This is a genomic window from Streptomyces venezuelae, from assembly GCF_008642315.1.
In the GTDB taxonomy this organism is placed as follows: Bacteria; Actinomycetota; Actinomycetes; order Streptomycetales; family Streptomycetaceae; genus Streptomyces; species Streptomyces venezuelae_D.
Window position 1 is genome coordinate 7,392,300 of the sequence record NZ_CP029192.1, and the last position, 20,078, is coordinate 7,412,377.

Here is a 20,078-nt window from a genome sequence, read left to right on the forward strand (position 1 = left end):
CGGCACCGACGGGCGGGGCCGACCTCGGCCGCCTACGCTCGGCGCCATGGGCAGAGCTGCCGGTACCGCTGCGGGCGCGGTCCTCGTCCTTGCCGCTGTGGCGACGGCCTGCACGCCGCCGCAGCTGGACCGCGCGGACGCCCGCCGTACGTCGCGCCCTCCCGCGACGGCAGCCCCCCTCGCCAGCCCCGGCTTCCCGCCCACCGCGGACCGGGCGCGCGACCAGCTCGACCGCCTCACCGTGGCGTGGGGCAAGAACTGGCAGACGTACCAGCGCTCCGAGTTCGGCGAGGGCTGGTCGGACGAGACCGACGCCCCCGGCGGGCGCAACGGCTGCGACACCCGCGACGACGTCCTGCGCCGCGACCTGAGGGACCTGCGCGAGGACGCCCGCAACCCCTGTGCCGTGCTCTCTGGGACCTTGCGCGACCCGTACACCGGCAGGGAGCTGCCGTACCACTACCGCCGCGCTTCCCAGATCCAGACCGACCACGTCGTCGCGCTCGGCGCCGCCTGGCGGGCCGGTGCCTGGGCCTGGACCCCGGACCGGCGCCTGACCTACGCCAACGACCTGGACGTCCTGCTCGCCGCGGACAAGGAAACCAATTACGCGAAGAGCAGCTGGACCCCCGACAAGTGGAAGCCGCCCCGCAAGGAATACTGGTGCGAGTACGGGCGGCGCTGGACCGGCATCAAGGCCAAGTACGCGCTGACCGTCACCGCCCCCGAGAAACGGGCCCTCCAGGAGCTCCTCGCCACCTGCGGCTGAGGCACCCCGCCGCACCCGGTACACTTGCCCGAAGTGCTGCGTCCCGTGTCCGGTCTCGTACCGGCACCACCAGAACGGGACATCCAGCCGGAACCCCGCCGCCGCGAGGCGAGGGGATCCAGGAGCGTCGCGCACCGTCGAAGGTGTCGCGGGCAGCCCACCACCACCCGGAGCCCCGGGAATCGGTCGGTGGGCCACTCGCGTGCTGCACATTGTGCCCAGACCAGGGAGCGGCTGCCTCACGGCCCCACGGCTTTCGAGCCCACGGCGGTCCGCGAGGTTTCCCAGGCTGCGGATTGCGACCTCCCCTAACCCTGGTGAAGCCGATTTCACAGAGAACAGAGAGGTTGGTTCATGCCGAACCAGTCCCGCCCCAAGGTCAAGAAGTCGCGTGCCCTCGGCATCGCGCTGACCCCGAAGGCCGTCAAGTACTTCGAGGCCCGTCCCTACCCGCCGGGCGAGCACGGCCGTGGGCGCAAGCAGAACTCCGACTACAAGGTCCGTCTGCTCGAGAAGCAGCGTCTGCGCGCGCAGTACGACCTCTCGGAGCGCCAGCTCGTCCGTGCCTACGAGCGTGCGTCCAAGACGCAGCTCAAGACCGGTGAGGCCCTGGTCATCGAGCTGGAGCGTCGTCTCGACGCCCTGGTTCTGCGTTCGGGCATCGCCCGCACGATCTACCAGGCCCGCCAGATGGTCGTGCACGGCCACATCGAGGTCAACGGCGGCAAGGTCGACAAGCCGTCGTACCGCGTCCGTCCCGACGACGTCGTGATGGTCCGCGAGCGCAGCCGCGAGAAGCCGCTGTTCCAGGTCGCGCGCGAGGGTGGTTTCGCCCCCGACGGTGAGACCCCGCGCTACCTCCAGGTGAACCTGAAGGCCCTGGCCTTCCGCCTGGACCGCGACCCGAACCGCAAGGAGATCCCCGTGATCTGCGACGAGCAGCTCGTCGTCGAGTACTACGCCCGCTGACCCGGACGTAGCTCACCCTGCTGCAGCCCGTCGCCTCCCCGCCCTTCCTGGCGGGGCAGGCGGCGGGTTCGCTGGTTTCCGGGGCCGTCGCCGAGCGCGCGCGTGACCGCCGCGTCCAGGCCGAGCCTCGCGCCCGCCCGCACGCACTCCTCGTACCGCGCGTCGCCGAGCTTCTCGCGCGCCTGCCGCTCGCACATCAGGTGCGGCCCGCCGAAGTGCACCGAGCCGAACAGCGGCAGTCCCACCGAGGGCCAGATGCTCGCCGCGGCGCCCTGGAGCACCGCCGCCTCCGCCGGATCGCCCTCCGCCGCGGTGAAGAGCGCGAGCAACTCGATGGAGAGGACCGTCCCGAGCAGATCGTGGAAGCGGTGGTCGAGGCGGAGCGACTCGGCGAGCAGCTCCCGCGCCGTCCCCGCCTCGCCGCGGGTCCACGCCGCGAACCCCAGCACATAGAGGGCGTACGCGAGGGTCCAGCGCTCGCCGTGGTCGTCGCAGACCCGGCGCACCTCCTCGCAGAGCTCCACCGCCACCGCGAGCTCGCCCCGGAAGGCCAGCGCCATGGCGAGCTCGGTCTGCCCCATGAGGACGTTGCTGTTGAGCTCGCCGATCTCCCGGTACTGCTCGAGCGCCGAGCGCAGCAGCGTCTCCGCGCGCGGCAGGTCGTCCGTGACCAGGGCCAGACAGCCGATGCGGTGCTCCGCGTACGCCGCCGCGAGCGCGCTGCCCGTGCGCTCCGCCCCGTCACGGCACTCGTGCAGCGCGGCCAGCGCGGCGACCGTGTCGCCCTGCAGCACCGCCACGTAGCCGAGCACCCACAGCGCCTTGAGCCGGGAGTCGTCGTGCCCGCCGTCGAGTTCGAGGGCCCGGTCGAGCCAGTGCCTGCCCTCCGCGAGACGGCCGCAGCCCGCCCAGTAGAACCAGAGCGTGCCGGCGAGGTACTGCCCCAGATGGGCCTGGTCGCCCTCGGTCAGACAGAACTCCAACGCGGCGCGCAGATTGGGCAGTTCGAGGTCGACGAGGGCGGCGACCTCCGGCTGGCGCGGCGAGAACCAGTCCAGCTCGCACCAGGTGGCGAGCCCCATGTACCAGTCGCGGTGCCTGCGCCGCATCCGGCCGCTCTCGCCCGCCGCCTCCAGCCAGTCGGCGCCATAGGCCCTGACCGTGTCGAGCATGCGGTAGCGCACGCCCGACGGGCCGTCCTCACGGTTCACGACGGACTGGGCGAGCAACTCGTTCAGTACGTCGAGCACGTCGTCGGCGGGCAGTCCGTCCCCGGCGCAGATGTACTCGGCGGCCTCCAGGTCGAACTGCCCGGCGAACACCGACAGGCGCGACCACAGCAGCCGCTCCCGCGGCGCGCACAGCTCGTGGCTCCAGCCGATGGCCGTGCGCAGCGTCTGGTGCCGCGGCAGCGCGTCGCGGCGGACGCCCGTGAGCAGCCGGAACCGGTCGTCGAGCCGGGCGAGCAGCTGCGCGGGCGAGAGCGCCCGCAGCCGTCCCGCGGCCAGCTCCACCGCGAGCGGGATCCCGTCGAGACGGCGGCACAGCTCCATGACGTCCGTGCGGTTGCCGTCGTCGACGGCGAAGCCCGGCAGGCCCGCCACCGCCCGGTCGGTGAAGAGCGCCGCCGCGTCCGGGCCAGGCATCGGCGCGAGCGGGAAGAGCCGCTCACCCTCGATCTCCAGCGGCCTGCGTCCCGCCGCGAGCACCCGGAGGCCGGGGGAGTGCCGCAGCAGATCGCGGACAAGGGAGGCGCAGGCGTCGACGAGGAGCTCGAAGCCGTCGACGACCAGGAGCAGTTCCCGCTCCGCGAGGTGCCCGAGCAGCACCTGGCGCGGCGGCCGCTTCGTATGGTCCGTCAGGCCCAGGGCGTCGGCGAGCGCGTGCTCCAGCAGGTCGGCGTCCCGCAGCGCCGTCAGATCCACGAGCCAGGCGCCGTCGCGCAGTCTGCTGCGTGCCGCGGCGCGCACGGCGAGCCGCGACTTACCGACCCCGCCGACCCCCGTCACCGTGACCAGTCGCCCCGCCTCCAAAGCCGTGGCGAGCTCGGCGAGTTCGGTGTCCCGGCCGACGAAGGCGTTCAGTTCCAGGGGAAGGTTGCCGGACTGAGAAGGTCGCATAGGGTACGGAGCGTACTCATCCGTATGCGGTCCGTACAATCACTTCGGGCAACTCCTGGAAGCGCGCGGGGGAATGCGGTACGGAGCGGCGCCCCCGGCGCGATAGGGTCGGGGGACGACTTTTCGATGTTCAGAACGAAGTTCAGGGACGAGATCCAGGGAGCGGTGCCAAGTGTCCGGTGGAGAGGTTGCCGGGATTCTGGTGGCTGTCTTCTGGGCGATCCTGGTCTCCTTCCTCGCGGTGGCACTGGCGAGGCTGGCCCAGACGCTCAGGGCGACCACCAAACTCGTCGCGGACGTGACCGAGCAGGCGGTCCCCCTCCTGGCCGACGCCTCCACCGCGGTGCGCACCGCGCAGACGCAGATCGACCGGGTCGACGCCATCGCCTCCGACGTCCAGGAGGTCACGTCGAACGCGTCGGCGCTGTCCACGACGGTCGCCTCGACGTTCGGCGGCCCACTGGTCAAGGTCGCCGCGTTCGGGTACGGGGTGCGCAGGGCCATCGGCCGCAAGACCGCCCCCGAAACAAAGGACATGCCCGCCAAGCCGTCCCGTCGTACGGTGATCGTGGGTCGCACCGTCCCGTCCGCGCGGCGGACCAAGCGGGCCAACCGGACCAAGAGGGACTGACGCAGCGATGTTCCGCCGTACGTTCTGGTTCACCGCGGGCGCAGCCGCCGGCGTATGGGCCACCACCAAGGTCAACCGCAAGCTCAAGCAGCTGACCCCCGAGAGCCTCGCCGCGCAGGCCGCGAACAAGGCGATCGAGACGGGTCACCGCCTGAAGGACTTCGCCCTCGACATCCGTGACGGAATGCACGAGCGCGAAGCCGAACTGGGCGAGGCGCTGGGCCTGCAGAACGACCCCGACGCCGAGCTGGCCCCGCCGCGCCGCTTCGCGGTCATCGAGAGCCACAGCAGCTACAAGAACGACATGAAGACGCAGTACAACCGGAATGAGGACCACTGATGGAGTCGGCTGAAATCCGCCGCCGCTGGCTGAGCTTCTTCGAGGAGCGCGGGCACACCGTCGTCCCTTCGGCGTCGCTCATCGCGGACGACCCGACTCTGCTGCTCGTCCCCGCCGGCATGGTGCCGTTCAAGCCCTACTTCCTGGGTGAGGTCAAGCCGCCCGCACCGCGCGTCACCAGCGTGCAGAAGTGCGTGCGCACGCCCGACATCGAAGAGGTCGGCAAGACCACGCGCCACGGCACGTTCTTCCAGATGTGCGGCAACTTCTCCTTCGGCGACTACTTCAAGGAAGGCGCCATCACGCTCTCCTGGGAGCTGCTGACCAGCCCGGTCGACAAGGGCGGCTTCGGCCTCGACCCCGAGCGCCTGTGGATCACCGTCTACCTCGACGACGACGAGGCCGAGCAGATCTGGCGCGAGAAGGTCGGCGTCCCCGCCGAGCGCATCCAGCGCCTGGGCAAGAAGGACAACTTCTGGTCCATGGGCGTGCCCGGACCCTGCGGCCCGTGCTCCGAGATCAACTACGACCGCGGCCCCGAGTTCGGCGAAGAGGGCGGCCCCGCCGTCAACGACGAGCGCTACGTGGAGATCTGGAACCTGGTCTTCATGCAGTTCGAGCGCGGCGCGGGCGACGGCAAGGAGGACTTCCCGATCCTCGGTGAGCTGCCGTCGAAGAACATCGACACGGGCCTCGGCCTGGAGCGCCTCGCGATGATCCTGCAGGGCGTGCAGAACATGTACGAGACGGACACCCTCCGTGTCGTCATGGACAAGGCGACCGAGCTGACCGGCGTGCGGTACGGCGCGGAGCACGGCTCGGACGTCTCCCTGCGCGTCGTCGCCGACCACATCCGTACGTCGACGATGCTCATCGGCGACGGCGTCACCCCCGGCAACGAGGGCCGTGGGTACGTGCTGCGCCGCATCATGCGCCGCGCCATCCGCAACATGCGCCTGCTCGGTGCCACGGGCCCGGTCGTCAAGGCCCTCGTCGACGTCGTCATCGACACGATGGGCCAGCAGTACCCGGAGCTCGTCACCGACCGCAAGCGCATCGAGACCGTCGCCCTCGCCGAAGAGGCCGCCTTCCTCAAGGCCCTCAAGGGCGGCACGAACATCCTCGACACCGCCGTCACCGAGACCAAGGCCGCCGGCGGCAAGGTCCTCTCCGGCGACAAGGCGTTCCTGCTGCACGACACGTGGGGCTTCCCCATCGACCTCACCCTGGAGATGGCCGCCGAGCAGGGCCTCTCCGTGGACGAGGACGGCTTCCGCCGCCTGATGAAGGAGCAGCGGGACCGCGCCAAGGCCGACGCCAAGGCCAAGAAGACCGGCCACGCCGACCTGCACGCCTACCGTGAGATCGCCGACGCCGCCGGCGCCACCGACTTCACGGGCTACTCCCTCACGGAGAACGAGGCCCAGATCGTCGGCCTGCTGGTCAACGGCGTCTCCTCGCCCGCGGCCACCGAGGGCGACGAGGTCGAGATCGTCCTCGACCGCACCCCGTTCTACGCCGAGGGCGGCGGTCAGATCGGTGACACCGGCCGCATCCGCATGGACAGCGGCGCCGTCGTCGAGATCCGCGACGTGCAGAAGCCGGTGCCCGGCGTCCACGTCCACAAGGGTGTCGTCCAGGTCGGCGAGATCACCGTCGGCGCCCCGGTCTGGGCCTCGATCGACTCGCACCGCCGCCGTGCCATCGCCCGCGCCCACTCCGCCACGCACCTGACGCACCAGGCGCTGCGCGACGCGCTCGGCCCGACGGCCGCCCAGGCCGGTTCCGAGAACCAGCCCGGCCGCTTCCGCTTCGACTTCGGTTCGCCGTCCGCCGTGCCCACGGCCGTGATGACGGACGTCGAGCAGAAGATCAACTCGGTGCTCTCCAGGGAACTGGACGTGCAGGCCGAGGTCATGTCGATCGACGACGCCAAGAAGCAGGGCGCCATCGCCGAGTTCGGCGAGAAGTACGGCGAGCGCGTGCGCGTCGTCACCATCGGCGACTTCTCCAAGGAGCTCTGCGGCGGCACGCACGTGCACAACACCGCCCAGCTGGGCCTGGTGAAGCTGCTCGGCGAGTCCTCCATCGGCTCCGGCGTGCGTCGCATCGAGGCGCTGGTCGGCGTGGACGCGTACAACTTCCTCGCCAAGGAGCACACGGTCGTCGCCCAGCTCCAGGAGCTGGTCAAGGGCCGTCCCGAGGAGCTTCCCGAGAAGATCTCCGGCATGCTCGCCAAGCTGAAGGACGCCGAGAAGGAGATCGAGAAGTTCCGCGCGGAGAAGGTCCTCCAGGCCGCCGCCGGTCTCGTCGAGTCCGCCAAGGACGTACGCGGTGTCGCCCTCGTCACCGGCCAGGTGCCGGACGGCACGGGCGCCGACGACCTGCGCAAGCTGGTCCTCGACGTGCGCGGCCGCATCCAGGGCGACCGCCCGGCCGTCGTGGCCCTCTTCACCACGGCCAACGGCCGCCCGCTGACGGTCATCGCCACCAACGAGGCGGCCCGTGAGCGCGGCCTCAAGGCCGGTGACCTGGTCCGCACGGCTGCCAAGACCCTCGGTGGCGGTGGCGGCGGCAAGCCGGACGTCGCCCAGGGTGGCGGCCAGAACGCGGCCGCGGTGCCCGAGGCCATCGCCGCCGTCGAGCGCCTCGTCGCCGAGACGGCCTGATGACCGAGCCTGCACAGGGCATGCGCCGAGGCCGGCGGCTCGCCATCGACGTCGGTGACGCCCGGATCGGGGTCGCCTCGTGCGACCCCGACGGGATCCTCGCCACGCCGGTCGAGACGGTGCCGGGACGTGACGTCCCGGCGGCGCGGCGCCGGCTGAAGCAGCTGGCCGACGAGTACGAACCGATCGAGATCGTCGTCGGCCTCCCTCGCTCCCTCAACGGGGGCGAGGGCCCGGCGGCCGCCAAGATCCGCGCCTTCACCCAGGAGCTCGCCCGCATGGTCGCCCCCATTTCGGTGAGGCTCGTGGACGAGAGGATGACCACAGTGACGGCCAGTCAGGGTCTGCGCGCCTCCGGTGTGAAGTCCAAAAAGGGCAGGTCTGTCATCGATCAGGCGGCGGCCGTGATCATCCTTCAGCAGGCCCTGGAGTCCGAACGGGCGTCAGGTAAAGCTCCCGGCGAGGGCGTCGAAGTGGTCATCTGATCGCGATACGGTAACGTTCCGCGCGATGCGGCGGTGTTCGAACAGCTGCCGCACAGCATCAAGAGGCGGAACGGTTGCCCGGCCATCCCGACGGCGGCCCCGCCTCGCGGCATGTAGGGGATCGATGACTGAGTATGGCCGGGGCCCAGGCTCCGAACCGTGGCATCCGGAGGACCCGTTGTACGGGGACAGCGGATGGGGAGGACAGCAGCCCGCGGGCGGCACGTCCACCTACGGCGGCCAGGGGCAGTACCACCCGCAGCAGCCGCACCAGCATCAGCAGCCTCACCAGTCCCAGCAGCAGTACGGCGGGGAGTGGAGCACCGGTCAGCAGCAGGCCTATGACCGGCAGCAGTACGAAGGTCAGCAGCAGTACGACGCCGGGGCCGCGTACGGCTACAACGGAAACCCCGATCAGGGGTACGGCGGCGGTTCCGGTCAGGGCCACTCGAACGGCGGCTGGGACACCGGCGGGCAGGGGCAGGTCCCCTATGGCGGCGACCCGATGGACCCGTACGGCGGCCAGCAGCCCGGGTACGGCTCGGAGAGCCACGACTACTACTCGACGCCCGACGCCTACTCCCCGCCGGAGCCGCCCGGCCAACGTCGGCCCGCGTCCGCCGAGGCCGATCCCGAGTCCAGGACCGACTGGGACCCGGGGCCGGACCAGGGCGAGCACGCGTTCTTCGCCGATGGCGGGGACGACGACTCCGACGATGACGACGACTCCGGCCGTCGGGGCGACCGGCGCGGGCGTGGCGGAAAGAAGCCCAAGAAGCGCCGCAGCGGATGCGCCTGTCTGGTCGTCACCCTCGTCTTCGCGGGCGGCCTCGGCGGCGTCACCTACTTCGGCTACCAGTTCTACCAGGACCGTTTCGGCACGGCGCCCGACTTCGCGGGCGAGGGCTCGGGGACGGCCATCGTCGAGATCCCCAAGGACTCCGGCGGCTACGCGATCGGCCAGAAGCTCAAGGCGGCGGGCGTCGTCAAGAGCGTCGACGCGTTCGTCTCCGCCCAGAAGAAGCACCCGGACGGACAGTCCATCCAGTCAGGCGTCTACACGCTCAAGAAAGAGATGTCCGCGAAGAGCGCCGTCGCGCTGATGCTCAGCCCGAAGAGCCGCAGCAATCTCATCATTCCCGAGGGCAAGCGGAACGTCTGGGTCTACGAGCAGATCGACAAGCGCCTCCATGTTGCCAAGGGCACCACGGAGAATGTCGCCAAGAAGGATTGGCGCAGTCTCGGACTTCCCGACTGGGCGAATACCAACAAGGACATCAAGGACCCTCTGGAAGGATTCCTCTATCCCTCCAGCTATCCGGTCGCAAAGGGGCAGAAGCCCGCGGACGTCCTCAAGAACATGGTGTCCCACGCGACGGAGAAGTACGAGGAGCTCGGCCTGAAGGACAAGGCCGGCGAGCTGAACCTGAAGGACCCGCTCCAGGTTCTCACCGTGGCGAGCCTGGTCCAGGCCGAAGGAAAGTACAAGCACGACTTCGAGAAGGTCGCCACGGTCGTCTACAACCGTCTCAAGCCCAACAACACCGAAACGTACGGTCTGTTGGACTTCGACTCGACGGTCAACTACCTGCGCGGCAAGTCCGAGTTGGCGACGGGTTCGGTCGACGAGCTCCGCAGGCTCAACGACCCGTACAACACGTACAAGATCAAGGGTCTGCCGCCCGGACCGATCGGAAACCCGGGCGAGGTCGCGCTGAATTCGGCGCTGCATCCCGCCAAGGGCAACTGGTACTACTTCGTCTCCGTCAGCGAGGACAAGACCCTCTTCGCGGAGACGAACGAGGAGCAGAACCAGAACCGCAAGAAATACCTGGAGGGGCAGTGAGCGCGGAAAAGCGACGGGCCGCGGTTCTCGGCTCCCCGATCGCCCATTCCCTCTCCCCGGTGCTGCACCGCGCCGCGTACGAGGAACTGGGTCTGACCGACTGGACGTACGACCGTTTCGAGATCGACGAGGCGGCGCTGCCCGAGTTCATCGGGAAAGCGGGGCCCGAATGGGCCGGGCTCTCGCTGACCATGCCGTTGAAGCGGGCGATCATTCCGCTGCTCGACCAGGTGAGCGAGACCGCGGCGTCCGTCGAGGCCGTGAACACGGTGGTGTTCGGCGAGGACGGCCGACGGGTCGGCGACAACACCGACATCCCCGGCATGGTCGCCGCGCTCCGCGAGCGGGGCGTCGAGCAGGTCGAGTCGGCCGCGATCCTGGGCGCGGGTGCCACCGCGTCGTCCGCGCTGGCCGCGCTGGCGCGGATCTGCACGGGTGAGGTCGTCGCGTACGTGCGCAGCGACGCCCGTGCCGCCGAGATGCGCGAGTGGGGCGACCGCCTCGACGTGCGGGTCAGGACGGAGTCCTGGGAGGACGCGTCGGAGGCGCTGCACGCGCCCCTCGTGATCGCCACGACGCCCGCGGGCACCACGGACGCGCTGTCGGCCACCGTGCCCGAGCGGCCCGCCACCCTCTTCGACGTGCTGTACAACCCGTGGCCCACCGAGCTCGCCGCCCGCTGGTCGGCGTACGGAGGGGCCGTCGTCAGCGGTCTCGACCTCCTCGTGCACCAGGCCGTGCTGCAGGTCGAGCAGATGACCGGACACGCCCCCGCGCCCCTCGCCGCCATGCGCAAGGCGGGGGAGCACGCGCTGGCCGCACGGTAAATCCCTGGTCGCGCCGTGGTGGAGGCGCGACCGAGGGACGTCCGTCAGATGGACCGGTCGCCGGGTCGCCCCTCAGGTCGTGGGAGGATCGGGGGTGGCGGGCCAGGGCCGCGCACCCGGCCGCGCCGTCGAAGACAGCAGTTCGAGGCGCGAGCATGAGGAGCACCGTTGAGCAGGTTGCGTTGGCTGACCGCGGGGGAGTCGCACGGACCCGCGCTTGTCGCGACGTTGGAGGGTCTTCCCGCCGGCGTTCCGGTCACGACGGAGATGGTGGCGGATCATCTGGCGCGGCGGCGGCTCGGTTATGGCCGGGGTGCGCGGATGAAGTTCGAGCGTGACGAGGTCACGTTCCTGGGCGGGGTCCGGCACGGGCTGAGCATGGGCTCGCCGATCGCCGTGATGGTGGGCAACACGGAGTGGCCCAAGTGGGAGCAGGTGATGGCGGCCGATCCGGTGGATCCGGAGGTGCTGGCCGACCTCGCCCGCAACGCCCCGCTGACCCGGCCGCGGCCCGGCCACGCCGACCTGGCGGGCATGCAGAAGTACGGCTTCGACGAGGCGCGTCCGATCCTGGAGCGGGCCTCGGCGCGGGAGACCGCGGCCCGCGTGGCGCTCGGCGCGGTGGCGCGGTCGTTCCTGAAGGAGACGGCCGGCATCGAGATCGTCTCGCACGTGACGGAGCTGGCGGCGGCCAAGGCCCCCTACGGGGTCTACCCGACCCCCGCCGACGTCGAGAAGCTGGACGCCGACCCGGTGCGCTGCCTGGACGCGGACGCGTCGAAGGCGATGGTCGCCGAGATCGACCAGGCCCACAAGGACGGCGACACCCTGGGCGGTGTCGTCGAGGTCCTCGCGTACGGGGTGCCGGTCGGGCTCGGCTCGCACGTGCACTGGGACCGGCGCCTGGACGCGCGCCTCGCGGCCGCGCTCATGGGCATCCAGGCGATCAAGGGCGTCGAGGTCGGCGACGGCTTCGACCTCGCCCGCGTCCCGGGTTCCCAGGCGCACGACGAGATCGTCACCACCGAGGGCGGCATCAAGCGCACCTCCGGCCGCTCCGGTGGTACGGAGGGCGGGCTGACCACGGGCGAGCTGCTGCGGGTGCGGGCGGCCATGAAGCCGATCGCGACCGTGCCGCGCGCGCTGGCGACGATCGACGTGGCGACGGGTGAGGCGGCCAAGGCGCACCACCAGCGCTCGGACGTGTGTGCCGTGCCCGCGGCCGGCATCGTCGCGGAGGCGATGGTCGCGCTGGTCCTCGCCGACGCCGTGGCCGAGAAGTTCGGCGGCGACAGCGTCCCCGAGACGCGCCGCAACGTGCGGTCCTACCTCGACAACCTGAAGATCCGGTGACCGGTCCCAAGGTGGTCCTGGTCGGGCCGATGGGCGTCGGCAAGACGACCGTGGGCGAGCTGCTCGCCGCACGGCTCGGCGTCTCGTTCCGGGACACCGACGCCGACATCGTGGCCGCGCAGGGCCGGGAGATCTCCGACATCTTCGTCGACGAGGGCGAGGAGCACTTCCGTGCCCTGGAGAAGGCCGCGGTCGCCGCGGCCCTCGTCGAACACGACGGCATCCTCGCCCTCGGCGGCGGCGCCGTTCTCGACGCGTCGACGCGCGCGCTCCTCGCCGAGCATCCCGTCGCCTGCCTCTTGATGGACGTCGAGGAAGCGGTCCGGCGCACCGGGCTGAACCAGGCGCGCCCGCTGCTGGCGGTCAACCCGCGCAAGCAGTGGCGCGAGCTGATGGAGTCGCGCAGGCCGCTGTACGCCGAAGTCGCCCGCGTGGTCGTCCCCACCGACGACCGCACCCCCGATGAGGTCGCCCAGGCGGTCCTCGACGCACTGGAGTTGAAGGAAGCATGACGACGGAGCAGACCCCCACCCGTATCCACGTCGGCGGCACCGCCGGCACGGATCCGTACGAGGTCCTGGTGGGTCGGCAGCTCCTCGGCGAGCTGCCCGGCCTCATCGGCGACCAGGCCAAGCGGGTCGCTGTGATCCACCCCGAGGCGCTCGCCGAGACCGGCGACGCGCTCCGCCAGGACCTCGCCGATCAGGGCTACGAAGCGGTCGCCATCCAGGTGCCGAACGCCGAGGAGGCCAAGACGGCGGAGGTCGCCGCGTACTGCTGGAAGGCCCTGGGCCAGTCCGGTTTCACGCGCAGCGACGTCATCGTCGGTGTCGGCGGCGGTGCCTCCACCGATCTCGCCGGGTTCGTGGCCGCGACCTGGCTGCGCGGGGTGCGGTGGATCGCCGTGCCGACCACGGTGCTCGGCATGGTGGACGCGGCGGTCGGCGGCAAGACCGGCATCAACACGGCCGAGGGCAAGAACCTGGTGGGTGCCTTCCACCCGCCGGCCGGTGTCCTGTGCGACCTGGCGGCGCTCGAATCCCTGCCGGTGAACGACTATGTCTCCGGGCTCGCGGAGATCATCAAGGCCGGTTTCATCGCCGACCCGGCGATCCTTGAGCTCATCGAGGCGGACCCGGAGGCGGCGCGCACGCCTGCGGGGCCGCACACCGCCGAGCTCATCGAGCGGTCCATCAGGGTCAAGGCCGAGGTCGTCTCGGGCGACCTGAAGGAGGCGGGCCTGCGCGAGATCCTCAACTACGGGCACACCCTCGCGCACGCCATCGAGAAGAACGAGCGCTACAAGTGGCGGCACGGCGCCGCCGTCTCCGTGGGCATGCACTTCGCGGCCGAACTCGGCCGTCTGGCGGGCCGGTTGGACGACGCGACGGCCGACCGTCACCGTACGGTGCTCGAATCGGTCGGTCTGCCGCTGACCTACCGTTACGACCAGTGGCCCAAGCTCCTCGAGACCATGAAGGTCGACAAGAAGTCCCGCGGTGACCTGCTGCGCTTCATCGTCCTCGACGGCCTCGGCAAGCCGACGGTCCTGGAGGGTCCCGACCCGGCGGTGCTGCTCGCCGCGTACGGAGAAGTGGGCCGGTAGCGCCTCTTTTGCTCCTTCACCGTGGCCTTCTGATTCGGCCACGGGCACGTCTCGGCCTCCCCGGCCGTTCACACAACAGCGGCCGGGGACGGTACCGTTCGGTAACGGGCGGCCAGGTCGCTGCCCACCAGCGACAGTCGCACGAGACGGAGTGGCACCGGATGCAGCACGCAGTGGGATCTCCGCTGCCGCCGCCCCATCAGCCGGGGCACGGACCGGCCACCGGCTGGTCGCAGGCCGCACACCACCCGACCGCTCCGCCTCCCGGAGCGGCGCCCCCCGCGCCTCCCGCGCCGGGTTTCGCGGGCGGTCACGCCCCGCACACGGCGCACGCGCAGGGTCAGCCCCCGATGCCGCACGCCCCGGCGGCCCCGCCCCCGCACGGACCGGGACCGGTGCCTCCCACGCCCGACTCCCCGCCGCCCGCCGCCGGCACGACGAGCCACGTCCAACTCCCGCCGGGCGGCCCCGTCGCCATGCCGAGCCCTCCGCAGGGAGCGGCTCCCACGGACACTGGCGCCACGACGCTCGCGGTGCTGCTCATCGGCCCCGCGGGCGCGGGCAAGACGAGCGTCGCCAAGTACTGGGCCGAGCACCGCCGTGTGCCCACCGCCCACATCAGCCTCGACGACGTACGCGAATGGGTGCGCTCGGGGTTCGCCGACCCCCAGTCGGGCTGGAACGACCACTCCGAGGCGCAGTACCGCCTGGCCCGCCGCACCTGCGGCTTCGCCGCGCGCAACTTCCTGGCCAACGGCATCTCGTGCGTCCTCGACGACGCGGTCTTCCCGGACCGCCCGGTCGTCGGCCTCGGCGGCTGGAAACGGCACGTGGGCCCGGGCCTGCTCCCCGTGGTCCTCCTCCCCGGCCTGGAAGTCGTCCTCGAACGCAACGCGGAACGCAGCGGAAACCGCCGCCTCACGGACGAGGAGGTCGCCCGCATCCACGGCCGCATGGCGGGGTGGTACGGCTCGGGCCTCCCCATCATCGACAACTCCCAGCTGGACGTCCCCACCACGGCCCGCCTCCTGGACGAGGCCCTGACCCGAGCCATCGCAAGCCCACCGCAGTGGTAGCGGGGGCGGTGCCCACCGGTCACGGTTGGAACACCATGCCTCCCCAACTCCTTCACGCCGCCTGAGCGCGGTACTACGGTCATGCCCCTGAAATACGCTCGAGGGGCATGACATGAGCAATCCTTACGGCACCCCACCAGACGTCCGCCCTGCCCCGAAGTGGGCCAGGAAGCGGTACGTCATTCCCGCGATCGTCCTCGCCCTCGGCCTGGGTCTCGCAGCGGGCGCCGGCGGCGACGGCGCCGAAGCGGGCTCCGCCGAGGCGAAAGCCACCGTGACCGCGACCGCCACGGCCACCGCTTCACCCACCGCTTCAGGGAGCGCGGAGCCTCGGCCGCGGGCGACGGTCACCGTTCGGTCGACCAAGACGGTCGAAGCGACCAGGACCGTCAAGGTGACCAAGACCGTCCGGTCGACCGTCACGGCGCCGGGCGGTGGTGGTTCCGGTGGGGGCGCCGTCTCCTACGGGAACTGCGCCGAGGCCCGCGCTGCCGGTGCCGCCCCCGTGCACCGCGGGGAACCCGGCTACGGCAGGCACCTCGACCGTGACGGCGACGGTGTCGGCTGTGACAGCTGAGGGTTCGGCACGAGGGTGACGCCCGGTCGGACGCGTCCGGCGGGCCGTGGGGTGGGTGGGATCTTAGGCTCGCCCCATGTCAGAGGTGTACGCGGTCCGCAGGGAGCGGGTTCGGGAACGGTGTGCTGCCGGGGGTGGTGGGGCGGCGCTCGTGTCCCGGCCCGCCAATGTGCGTTATCTCGCGGGTGCGGCGCCCGACGGCGCCGTGCTGCTCGTCGGCAAGGGTGAGGACGAGGACGTGTTGGTGTGCGGGCGTCCGCCCGGTGGGGAGCCGGGGGAGGAGCGGGCCGACGGGGGGCTTCGGGTGCAGTTGTTGCCGGAGCCGAGTGCTGATCCGGCTGTCGCCGGGGCCGGTCTCGCCACCGCTCAGGGCATCGACGCGCTGGCCGTCGAGGAACATCATCTGACCGTGGCCCGGCACAGGGCGGTCGGTTCCGTCGCGCCCCGGCTGCGGCTCCTGGACCTCGGGACGGCCGTCGAGCAGCTGCGACTGGTCAAGGACGAGGCCGAGCTGTCCTGCCTGAGGGTCGCCGCCGAGATCGCCGACCAGGCGTTGGGGGAGCTGCTCGAGTCCATCCTCGTGGGACGCACGGAGCGGCATCTCGCGCTGGAGCTGGAGCGGCGGCTCGTCGACCACGGCGCCGACGGCCCCGCCTTCGCGACCTCCGTAGGGACGGGACCCAATTCCGGCAGGGGCGGCCACCGGCCGACGGACCGGCGTGTGGAGGAGGGGGACTTCCTGTCCGTGTGTCTGGGTGCGAGCTACCGCGGCTACCTCTGCGAGATCGGTCGTACGTTCGTCATCGGCACGTCACCCGCCGACTGGCAGATCGAGTTGTACGACGTCGTCTTCGCCGCGCAGCGGGCCGGCCGAGAGGCCCTCGCACCCGGCGCGGCCTGCCGCGACGTGGACCGCGCGGCACGCCACGTACTGGACTCCGCGGGCTATGCGGAAGGCCTCGCTCCCATCACCGGACACGGTGTGGGGCTCGAAATCGACGAGGACCCTCAATTGGCGCCCGCGGCCATGGGTAAACTGGACGTCTGCGTGCCGGTCACCGTCGAACCGGGGGTTCACCTCCCTGGCCGGGGTGGTGTCCGGATCGATGACACGCTCGTCGTGCGCCCCGAGGCGGACGGCGGACCCGAGCTACTCACCATCACGACCAAGGAACTGCTCGCGCTCTGAAGGCGCGAGCGCGCCCGGGGTCGTCCACCAGTCAGTCAGTGCAGGAGATTCCGCAACCGTGGCTTCCACGAACGACCTCAAGAACGGCCTGGTGCTCAAGCTCGAAGGCGGCCAGCTCTGGTCCGTCGTCGAGTTCCAGCACGTCAAGCCCGGCAAGGGCCCGGCCTTCGTGCGCACCAAGCTCAAGAACGTGCTCTCCGGCAAGGTCGTCGACAAGACGTTCAACGCCGGCGTCAAGGTCGACACGGCCACGATCGACAAGCGCGACATGCAGTTCTCCTACATGGACGGCGACTACTTCGTCTTCATGGACATGGAGACCTACGACCAGCTGCACGTCGACCGCAAGGCCGTCGGTGACGCCGCCAACTTCCTGATCGAGGGCTTCACCGCCTCCGTCGCCCAGCACGAGGGCGAGGTGCTCTACGTCGAGCTCCCCGCCGCCGTCGAGCTGGTCATCCAGGAGACCGAGCCGGGCGTCCAGGGCGACCGCTCCACGGGCGGCACCAAGCCCGCCACGCTGGAGACCGGCCACCAGATCCAGGTCCCGCTCTTCATCACCACGGGCGAGAAGATCAAGGTCGACACCCGTGACAGCGGCTACCTCGGCCGGGTGAACAGCTAACCGTGGCTGCTCGTAACACGGCCCGCAAGCGCGCCTTCCAGATCCTCTTCGAGGCAGACCAGCGCGGTACCGACGTCCTGACGGTCCTCGCGGACTGGGTGCGCCACTCGCGGTCCGACACCCGGCAGCCGCCGGTGAGCGAGTACACGATGGAGCTCGTCGAGGGGTACGCGGAGCATGAGCGCCGCATCGACGAACTCATCGCGCAGTACGCCGTCGGATGGACCCTGGACCGCATGCCGGTCGTCGACCGCAACATCCTGCGGCTCGGGGCCTACGAACTCGTCTGGGTCGACGCCACGCCCGACGCGGTGGTGCTCGACGAGGCGGTCCAGCTCGCCAAGGAGTTCTCCACGGACGAGTCGCCGTCCTTCGTCAACGGTCTGCTCGGACGCTTCAAGGACCTGAAGCCGTCCCTGCGCCGCGACGAGGCGTAGAGCAGGCGGGGCGTAAAGCCTCGGCATCGTCATCCGGAGGGCCCGCAGCAATACGCTGCGGGCCCTCCGACTTTTCTGCGCCCGGTGTGCGGCTATTCGGTTCCGGGAAACACAGAGAAAACCGCCGGGGTGCGGCAGCCATTCGGCCACCGCACCCCGGCGGTACGTTTCTGCTGAAGTCTCCCGCGGCGGGCTCAGACCTCTTCGTGGGCGACGGCGCGGCGCGCGTCCGCGTCCAGGACGCCCCAGCTGATCAGCTGCTCGGTCAGGACCGAGGGGGACTGGTCATAGATCACGGCGAGGGTGCGCAGGTCGTCCTGGCGGATCGAGAGGACCTTGCCGTTGTAATCACCGCGCTGCGACTGGATCGTGGCGGCATACCGCTGCAGCGGGCCCGCCTTCTCCTGCGGGACGTGGGCAAGACGCTCCAGGTCGAGGACGAGCTTCGGCGGCGGCTCAGCGGCGCCACCGGGCGCCGTACCGGGCAGGAGCTCCTGGACCGGGACGCCGTAGAAGTCCGCCAGCTCGGCGAGGCGCTGCACGGTCACGGCACGGTCGCCGCGCTCGTACGACCCCACGACGACCGCCTTCCAGCGTCCCTGGGACTTCTCCTCGACTCCGTGGAGGGAAAGGCCCTGCTGGGTACGGATCGCGCGGAGCTTGGCCCCGAGCTGCTTGGCGTATTCGCTGGACATATAGCTCCCCGGACGCTGCGACAATCAGGCGGCTCCGCCGCGTGGCTGGTAACTCACTGTGAGGTTACGCAGCGTTACTTGCCTGCGTCAAGCCGAGAGGTCCTTACCGCCCCTTCGGTGGAGGCCGATGACGTGCCCGGTCGTAAGTGCTGGTAGTCTGGCTGGCGCAATTTCGACGTCCTTTAAAGTCCGTCCCGTGAGGCGGAGAAGGAGGTCCGTTTCATATGGACACGCAGGACACCAAAGACTCCGCTGTCGCGCGCCCCGTACTCGAGGGCCCGGACATCGCGCGGGTAATGACCCGCATCGCCCACGAGATCGTCGAACGCGCCAAGGGCGCCGACGACGTGGTCCTCCTCGGCATCCCCACCCGTGGCGTCTTCCTCGCCCGCAGGCTCGCCGAGAAGCTCGAAGAGATCACCGGCCGCACGATCCCGGTCGGCTCCCTCGACATCACCATGTACCGCGACGACCTGCGCATGCACCCCCCGCGCGCGCTGGCCCGCACCGACATCCCCGGTGACGGCATCGACGGCCGCCTGGTCGTCCTCGTCGACGACGTGCTCTTCTCCGGCCGCACCATCCGCGCCGCCCTCGACGCGCTGAACGACATCGGCCGCCCCCGCGCGGTGCAGCTCGCCGTCCTCGTCGACCGCGGCCACCGCGAACTGCCCATCCGTGCCGACTACGTGGGCAAGAACCTCCCCACGTCGCTGCGGGAGACGGTCAAGGTGCAGCTCGCCGAGGAGGACGGCCGCGACGCCGTGCTGCTCGGCGCCAAGCCCGCCTCCGCGTAAGACCGGTTTCCTCCCTCACGGGCCCAGGGGCACACCCCTGTGCGCCCGCGCGCCCGCAGACCTCCACACACCGGAGTACACGCAGATGATGCGACACCTCATCTCGGCCGCCGACCTCTCCCGCGACGACGCCGTCCTCATCCTCGACACGGCCGAGGAAATGGCGCGCGTCGCCGACCGGCCGATCAAGAAGCTGCCCGCCCTGCGCGGCCGCACCGTGGTCAACCTCTTCTTCGAGGACTCGACCCGGACCCGGATCTCCTTCGAGGCCGCCGAGAAGCGCCTCTCCGCCGACGTCATCAACTTCGCCGCCAAGGGCTCCAGCGTCTCCAAGGGCGAGTCCCTGAAGGACACCGCGCAGACCCTGGAGGCGATGGGCGTCGACGCGGTCGTCATCCGGCACGGCGCCTCCGGTGCGCCCTACCGCCTGGCGACCTCCGGCTGGATCGACGCCGCCGTCATCAACGCGGGCGACGGCACCCACCAGCACCCCACCCAGGCCCTGCTCGACGCCTTCACCATGCGGCGCCGCCTCGTCGGCCCCGACGCCGGCCTCGGCCAGGACCTGGCGGGCAAGCACATCACCCTCGTCGGCGACATCCTGCACAGCCGCGTCGCCCGCTCCAACGTCGACCTGCTGCACACCCTCGGCGCCGAGGTCACCCTCGTCGCCCCGCCGACCCTCGTGCCGGTCGGCGTCGAGCAGTGGCCCTGCGAGGTCAGCTACGACCTGGACCGGGTGCTGCCCAAGTCCGACGCCGTGATGATGCTGCGCGTGCAGCGCGAGCGCATGAACGCCGCGTTCTTCCCCACCGAGCGCGAGTACTCCCGGCGCTACGGCCTGGACGGCGAGCGCATGGCGAAGATGCCCGAGCACGCCATCGTCATGCACCCGGGACCGATGGTCCGCGGTATGGAGATCACCGCCGAGGTCGCCGACTCCGACCGCTGCACGGTCGTCGAGCAGGTCGCCAACGGCGTCTCCATCCGCATGGCCGTCCTCTATCTGCTTCTGGGCGGCAACGAGCCCGCCGTCACCCACACCCGTTCCGAGGAGAGCAAGTAAG

At 70.7% G+C, this 20,078-nt stretch carries 20 protein-coding genes; 18 read left to right on the top strand and 2 right to left on the bottom strand.

The features are described from left to right. Nucleotides 1-46: 46 nt before the first annotated feature. A complete protein-coding gene (locus DEJ48_RS32695) occupies nt 47-769 on the top strand; it encodes an HNH endonuclease family protein (protein ID WP_150219759.1) in 723 nt (240 codons plus the stop codon). 354 nt (nt 770-1,123) lie between these two features. Beyond that, complete coding sequence (gene rpsD, locus DEJ48_RS32700) at nt 1,124-1,738, top strand: 30S ribosomal protein S4 (RefSeq protein ID WP_055563995.1); 615 nt, start codon at nt 1,124-1,126, stop codon at nt 1,736-1,738. Here rpsD and DEJ48_RS32705 read toward each other — a convergent pair. Further along, entirely contained in the window at nt 1,726-3,858 is a 2,133-nt protein-coding gene (locus DEJ48_RS32705; RefSeq protein ID WP_190537731.1) for an ATP-binding protein, read from the bottom strand. The two genes, rpsD and DEJ48_RS32705, sit on opposite strands and share 13 nt — an antisense overlap. A 172-nt stretch (nt 3,859-4,030) precedes the next feature. Here DEJ48_RS32705 and DEJ48_RS32710 point away from each other — a divergent pair, with 172 nt between their 5' ends. The 14 genes from DEJ48_RS32710 (at nt 4,031) to nusB (ending at nt 17,519) form a co-directional block, all read left to right on the top strand. Continuing rightward, nucleotides 4,031-4,489 carry a DUF948 domain-containing protein gene (locus tag DEJ48_RS32710; protein WP_150165621.1) on the top strand — a complete coding sequence of 153 codons (459 nt, stop codon included), beginning with the start codon at nt 4,031-4,033 and terminating at the stop codon, nt 4,487-4,489. 7 nt (nt 4,490-4,496) lie between these two features. Next, entirely contained in the window at nt 4,497-4,829 is a 333-nt protein-coding gene (locus tag DEJ48_RS32715) for a DUF6167 family protein (RefSeq protein ID WP_150219760.1), read from the top strand. Continuing rightward, nucleotides 4,829-7,498 carry an alanine--tRNA ligase gene (gene alaS / locus DEJ48_RS32720; RefSeq protein WP_150219761.1) on the top strand — a complete coding sequence of 890 codons (2,670 nt, stop codon included), beginning with the start codon at nt 4,829-4,831 and terminating at the stop codon, nt 7,496-7,498. The genes DEJ48_RS32715 and alaS overlap by 1 nt, the downstream gene beginning before the upstream one ends. Further along, on the top strand, nt 7,498-7,983 hold the full coding sequence (ruvX, locus tag DEJ48_RS32725; protein WP_150219762.1) for a Holliday junction resolvase RuvX: 486 nt from the start codon (nt 7,498-7,500) through the stop codon (nt 7,981-7,983). The genes alaS and ruvX overlap by 1 nt, the downstream gene beginning before the upstream one ends. Before the next feature lie 124 nt (nt 7,984-8,107). Then, on the top strand, nt 8,108-9,829 hold the full coding sequence (gene mltG, locus DEJ48_RS32730; protein ID WP_150219763.1) for an endolytic transglycosylase MltG: 1,722 nt from the start codon (nt 8,108-8,110) through the stop codon (nt 9,827-9,829). After that, a complete protein-coding gene (locus DEJ48_RS32735) occupies nt 9,826-10,656 on the top strand; it encodes a shikimate dehydrogenase (RefSeq protein WP_150219764.1) in 831 nt (276 codons plus the stop codon). Before mltG ends, DEJ48_RS32735 begins: the two co-directional genes overlap by 4 nt. Nucleotides 10,657-10,824: 168 nt before the next feature. Then, nucleotides 10,825-12,009 (top strand): chorismate synthase, encoded by a 1,185-nt coding sequence (gene aroC / locus DEJ48_RS32740; RefSeq protein WP_150219765.1) that lies wholly within the window; start codon nt 10,825-10,827, stop codon nt 12,007-12,009. Next, entirely contained in the window at nt 12,006-12,521 is a 516-nt protein-coding gene (locus DEJ48_RS32745; protein ID WP_150219766.1) for a shikimate kinase, read from the top strand. Before aroC ends, DEJ48_RS32745 begins: the two co-directional genes overlap by 4 nt. Then, on the top strand, nt 12,518-13,615 hold the full coding sequence (gene aroB / locus DEJ48_RS32750; protein WP_150219767.1) for a 3-dehydroquinate synthase: 1,098 nt from the start codon (nt 12,518-12,520) through the stop codon (nt 13,613-13,615). Before DEJ48_RS32745 ends, aroB begins: the two co-directional genes overlap by 4 nt. Nucleotides 13,616-13,776: 161 nt before the next feature. Next, nucleotides 13,777-14,691: a Pro-rich N-terminal domain-containing protein gene (locus DEJ48_RS32755; RefSeq protein WP_150219768.1), complete on the top strand. Its 915-nt coding sequence runs from the start codon at nt 13,777-13,779 to the stop codon at nt 14,689-14,691. Nucleotides 14,692-14,803: 112 nt separating this feature from the next. Beyond that, nucleotides 14,804-15,268 carry an excalibur calcium-binding domain-containing protein gene (locus DEJ48_RS32760; protein ID WP_150219769.1) on the top strand — a complete coding sequence of 155 codons (465 nt, stop codon included), beginning with the start codon at nt 14,804-14,806 and terminating at the stop codon, nt 15,266-15,268. A 76-nt stretch (nt 15,269-15,344) separates the two neighbouring features. After that, a complete protein-coding gene (locus DEJ48_RS32765) occupies nt 15,345-16,457 on the top strand; it encodes a M24 family metallopeptidase (RefSeq protein ID WP_150219770.1) in 1,113 nt (370 codons plus the stop codon). Nucleotides 16,458-16,515: 58 nt separating this feature from the next. Further along, nucleotides 16,516-17,082, top strand: coding sequence for an elongation factor P (efp, locus tag DEJ48_RS32770; protein ID WP_055543676.1), 567 nt, complete (start codon nt 16,516-16,518; stop codon nt 17,080-17,082). A 2-nt stretch (nt 17,083-17,084) separates the two neighbouring features. Beyond that, complete coding sequence (gene nusB, locus DEJ48_RS32775; RefSeq protein ID WP_150165597.1) at nt 17,085-17,519, top strand: transcription antitermination factor NusB; 435 nt, start codon at nt 17,085-17,087, stop codon at nt 17,517-17,519. Between the two features lie 194 nt (nt 17,520-17,713). On the opposite strand, the gene bldD is transcribed toward nusB, so the two are convergent. Further along, entirely contained in the window at nt 17,714-18,214 is a 501-nt protein-coding gene (bldD, locus tag DEJ48_RS32780; RefSeq protein WP_030787240.1) for a transcriptional regulator BldD, read from the bottom strand. Nucleotides 18,215-18,438: 224 nt separating this feature from the next. Here bldD and pyrR point away from each other — a divergent pair, with 224 nt between their 5' ends. Further along, nucleotides 18,439-19,011 (top strand): bifunctional pyr operon transcriptional regulator/uracil phosphoribosyltransferase PyrR, encoded by a 573-nt coding sequence (gene pyrR / locus DEJ48_RS32785; protein WP_150219771.1) that lies wholly within the window; start codon nt 18,439-18,441, stop codon nt 19,009-19,011. Nucleotides 19,012-19,096: 85 nt separating this feature from the next. After that, nucleotides 19,097-20,077, top strand: coding sequence for an aspartate carbamoyltransferase catalytic subunit (locus tag DEJ48_RS32790; RefSeq protein ID WP_150182823.1), 981 nt, complete (start codon nt 19,097-19,099; stop codon nt 20,075-20,077). Nucleotide 20,078 lies beyond the last annotated feature (1 nt).

Coding starts and splice junctions, on each gene's coding strand:
- DEJ48_RS32695 (WP_150219759.1), top strand. CDS start 47: ATGGGCAGAGCTGCCGGTACCGCTGCGGGCGCGGTCCTCGTCCTTGCC.
- rpsD (WP_055563995.1), top strand. CDS start 1,124: ATGCCGAACCAGTCCCGCCCCAAGGTCAAGAAGTCGCGTGCCCTCGGC.
- DEJ48_RS32705 (WP_190537731.1), bottom strand. CDS start 3,858: ATGCGACCTTCTCAGTCCGGCAACCTTCCCCTGGAACTGAACGCCTTC.
- DEJ48_RS32715 (WP_150219760.1), top strand. CDS start 4,497: ATGTTCCGCCGTACGTTCTGGTTCACCGCGGGCGCAGCCGCCGGCGTA.
- alaS (WP_150219761.1), top strand. CDS start 4,829: ATGGAGTCGGCTGAAATCCGCCGCCGCTGGCTGAGCTTCTTCGAGGAG.
- ruvX (WP_150219762.1), top strand. CDS start 7,498: ATGACCGAGCCTGCACAGGGCATGCGCCGAGGCCGGCGGCTCGCCATC.
- mltG (WP_150219763.1), top strand. CDS start 8,108: ATGACTGAGTATGGCCGGGGCCCAGGCTCCGAACCGTGGCATCCGGAG.
- aroB (WP_150219767.1), top strand. CDS start 12,518: ATGACGACGGAGCAGACCCCCACCCGTATCCACGTCGGCGGCACCGCC.
- DEJ48_RS32755 (WP_150219768.1), top strand. CDS start 13,777: ATGCAGCACGCAGTGGGATCTCCGCTGCCGCCGCCCCATCAGCCGGGG.
- DEJ48_RS32760 (WP_150219769.1), top strand. CDS start 14,804: ATGAGCAATCCTTACGGCACCCCACCAGACGTCCGCCCTGCCCCGAAG.
- DEJ48_RS32765 (WP_150219770.1), top strand. CDS start 15,345: ATGTCAGAGGTGTACGCGGTCCGCAGGGAGCGGGTTCGGGAACGGTGT.
- bldD (WP_030787240.1), bottom strand. CDS start 18,214: ATGTCCAGCGAATACGCCAAGCAGCTCGGGGCCAAGCTCCGCGCGATC.
- pyrR (WP_150219771.1), top strand. CDS start 18,439: ATGGACACGCAGGACACCAAAGACTCCGCTGTCGCGCGCCCCGTACTC.
- DEJ48_RS32790 (WP_150182823.1), top strand. CDS start 19,097: ATGATGCGACACCTCATCTCGGCCGCCGACCTCTCCCGCGACGACGCC.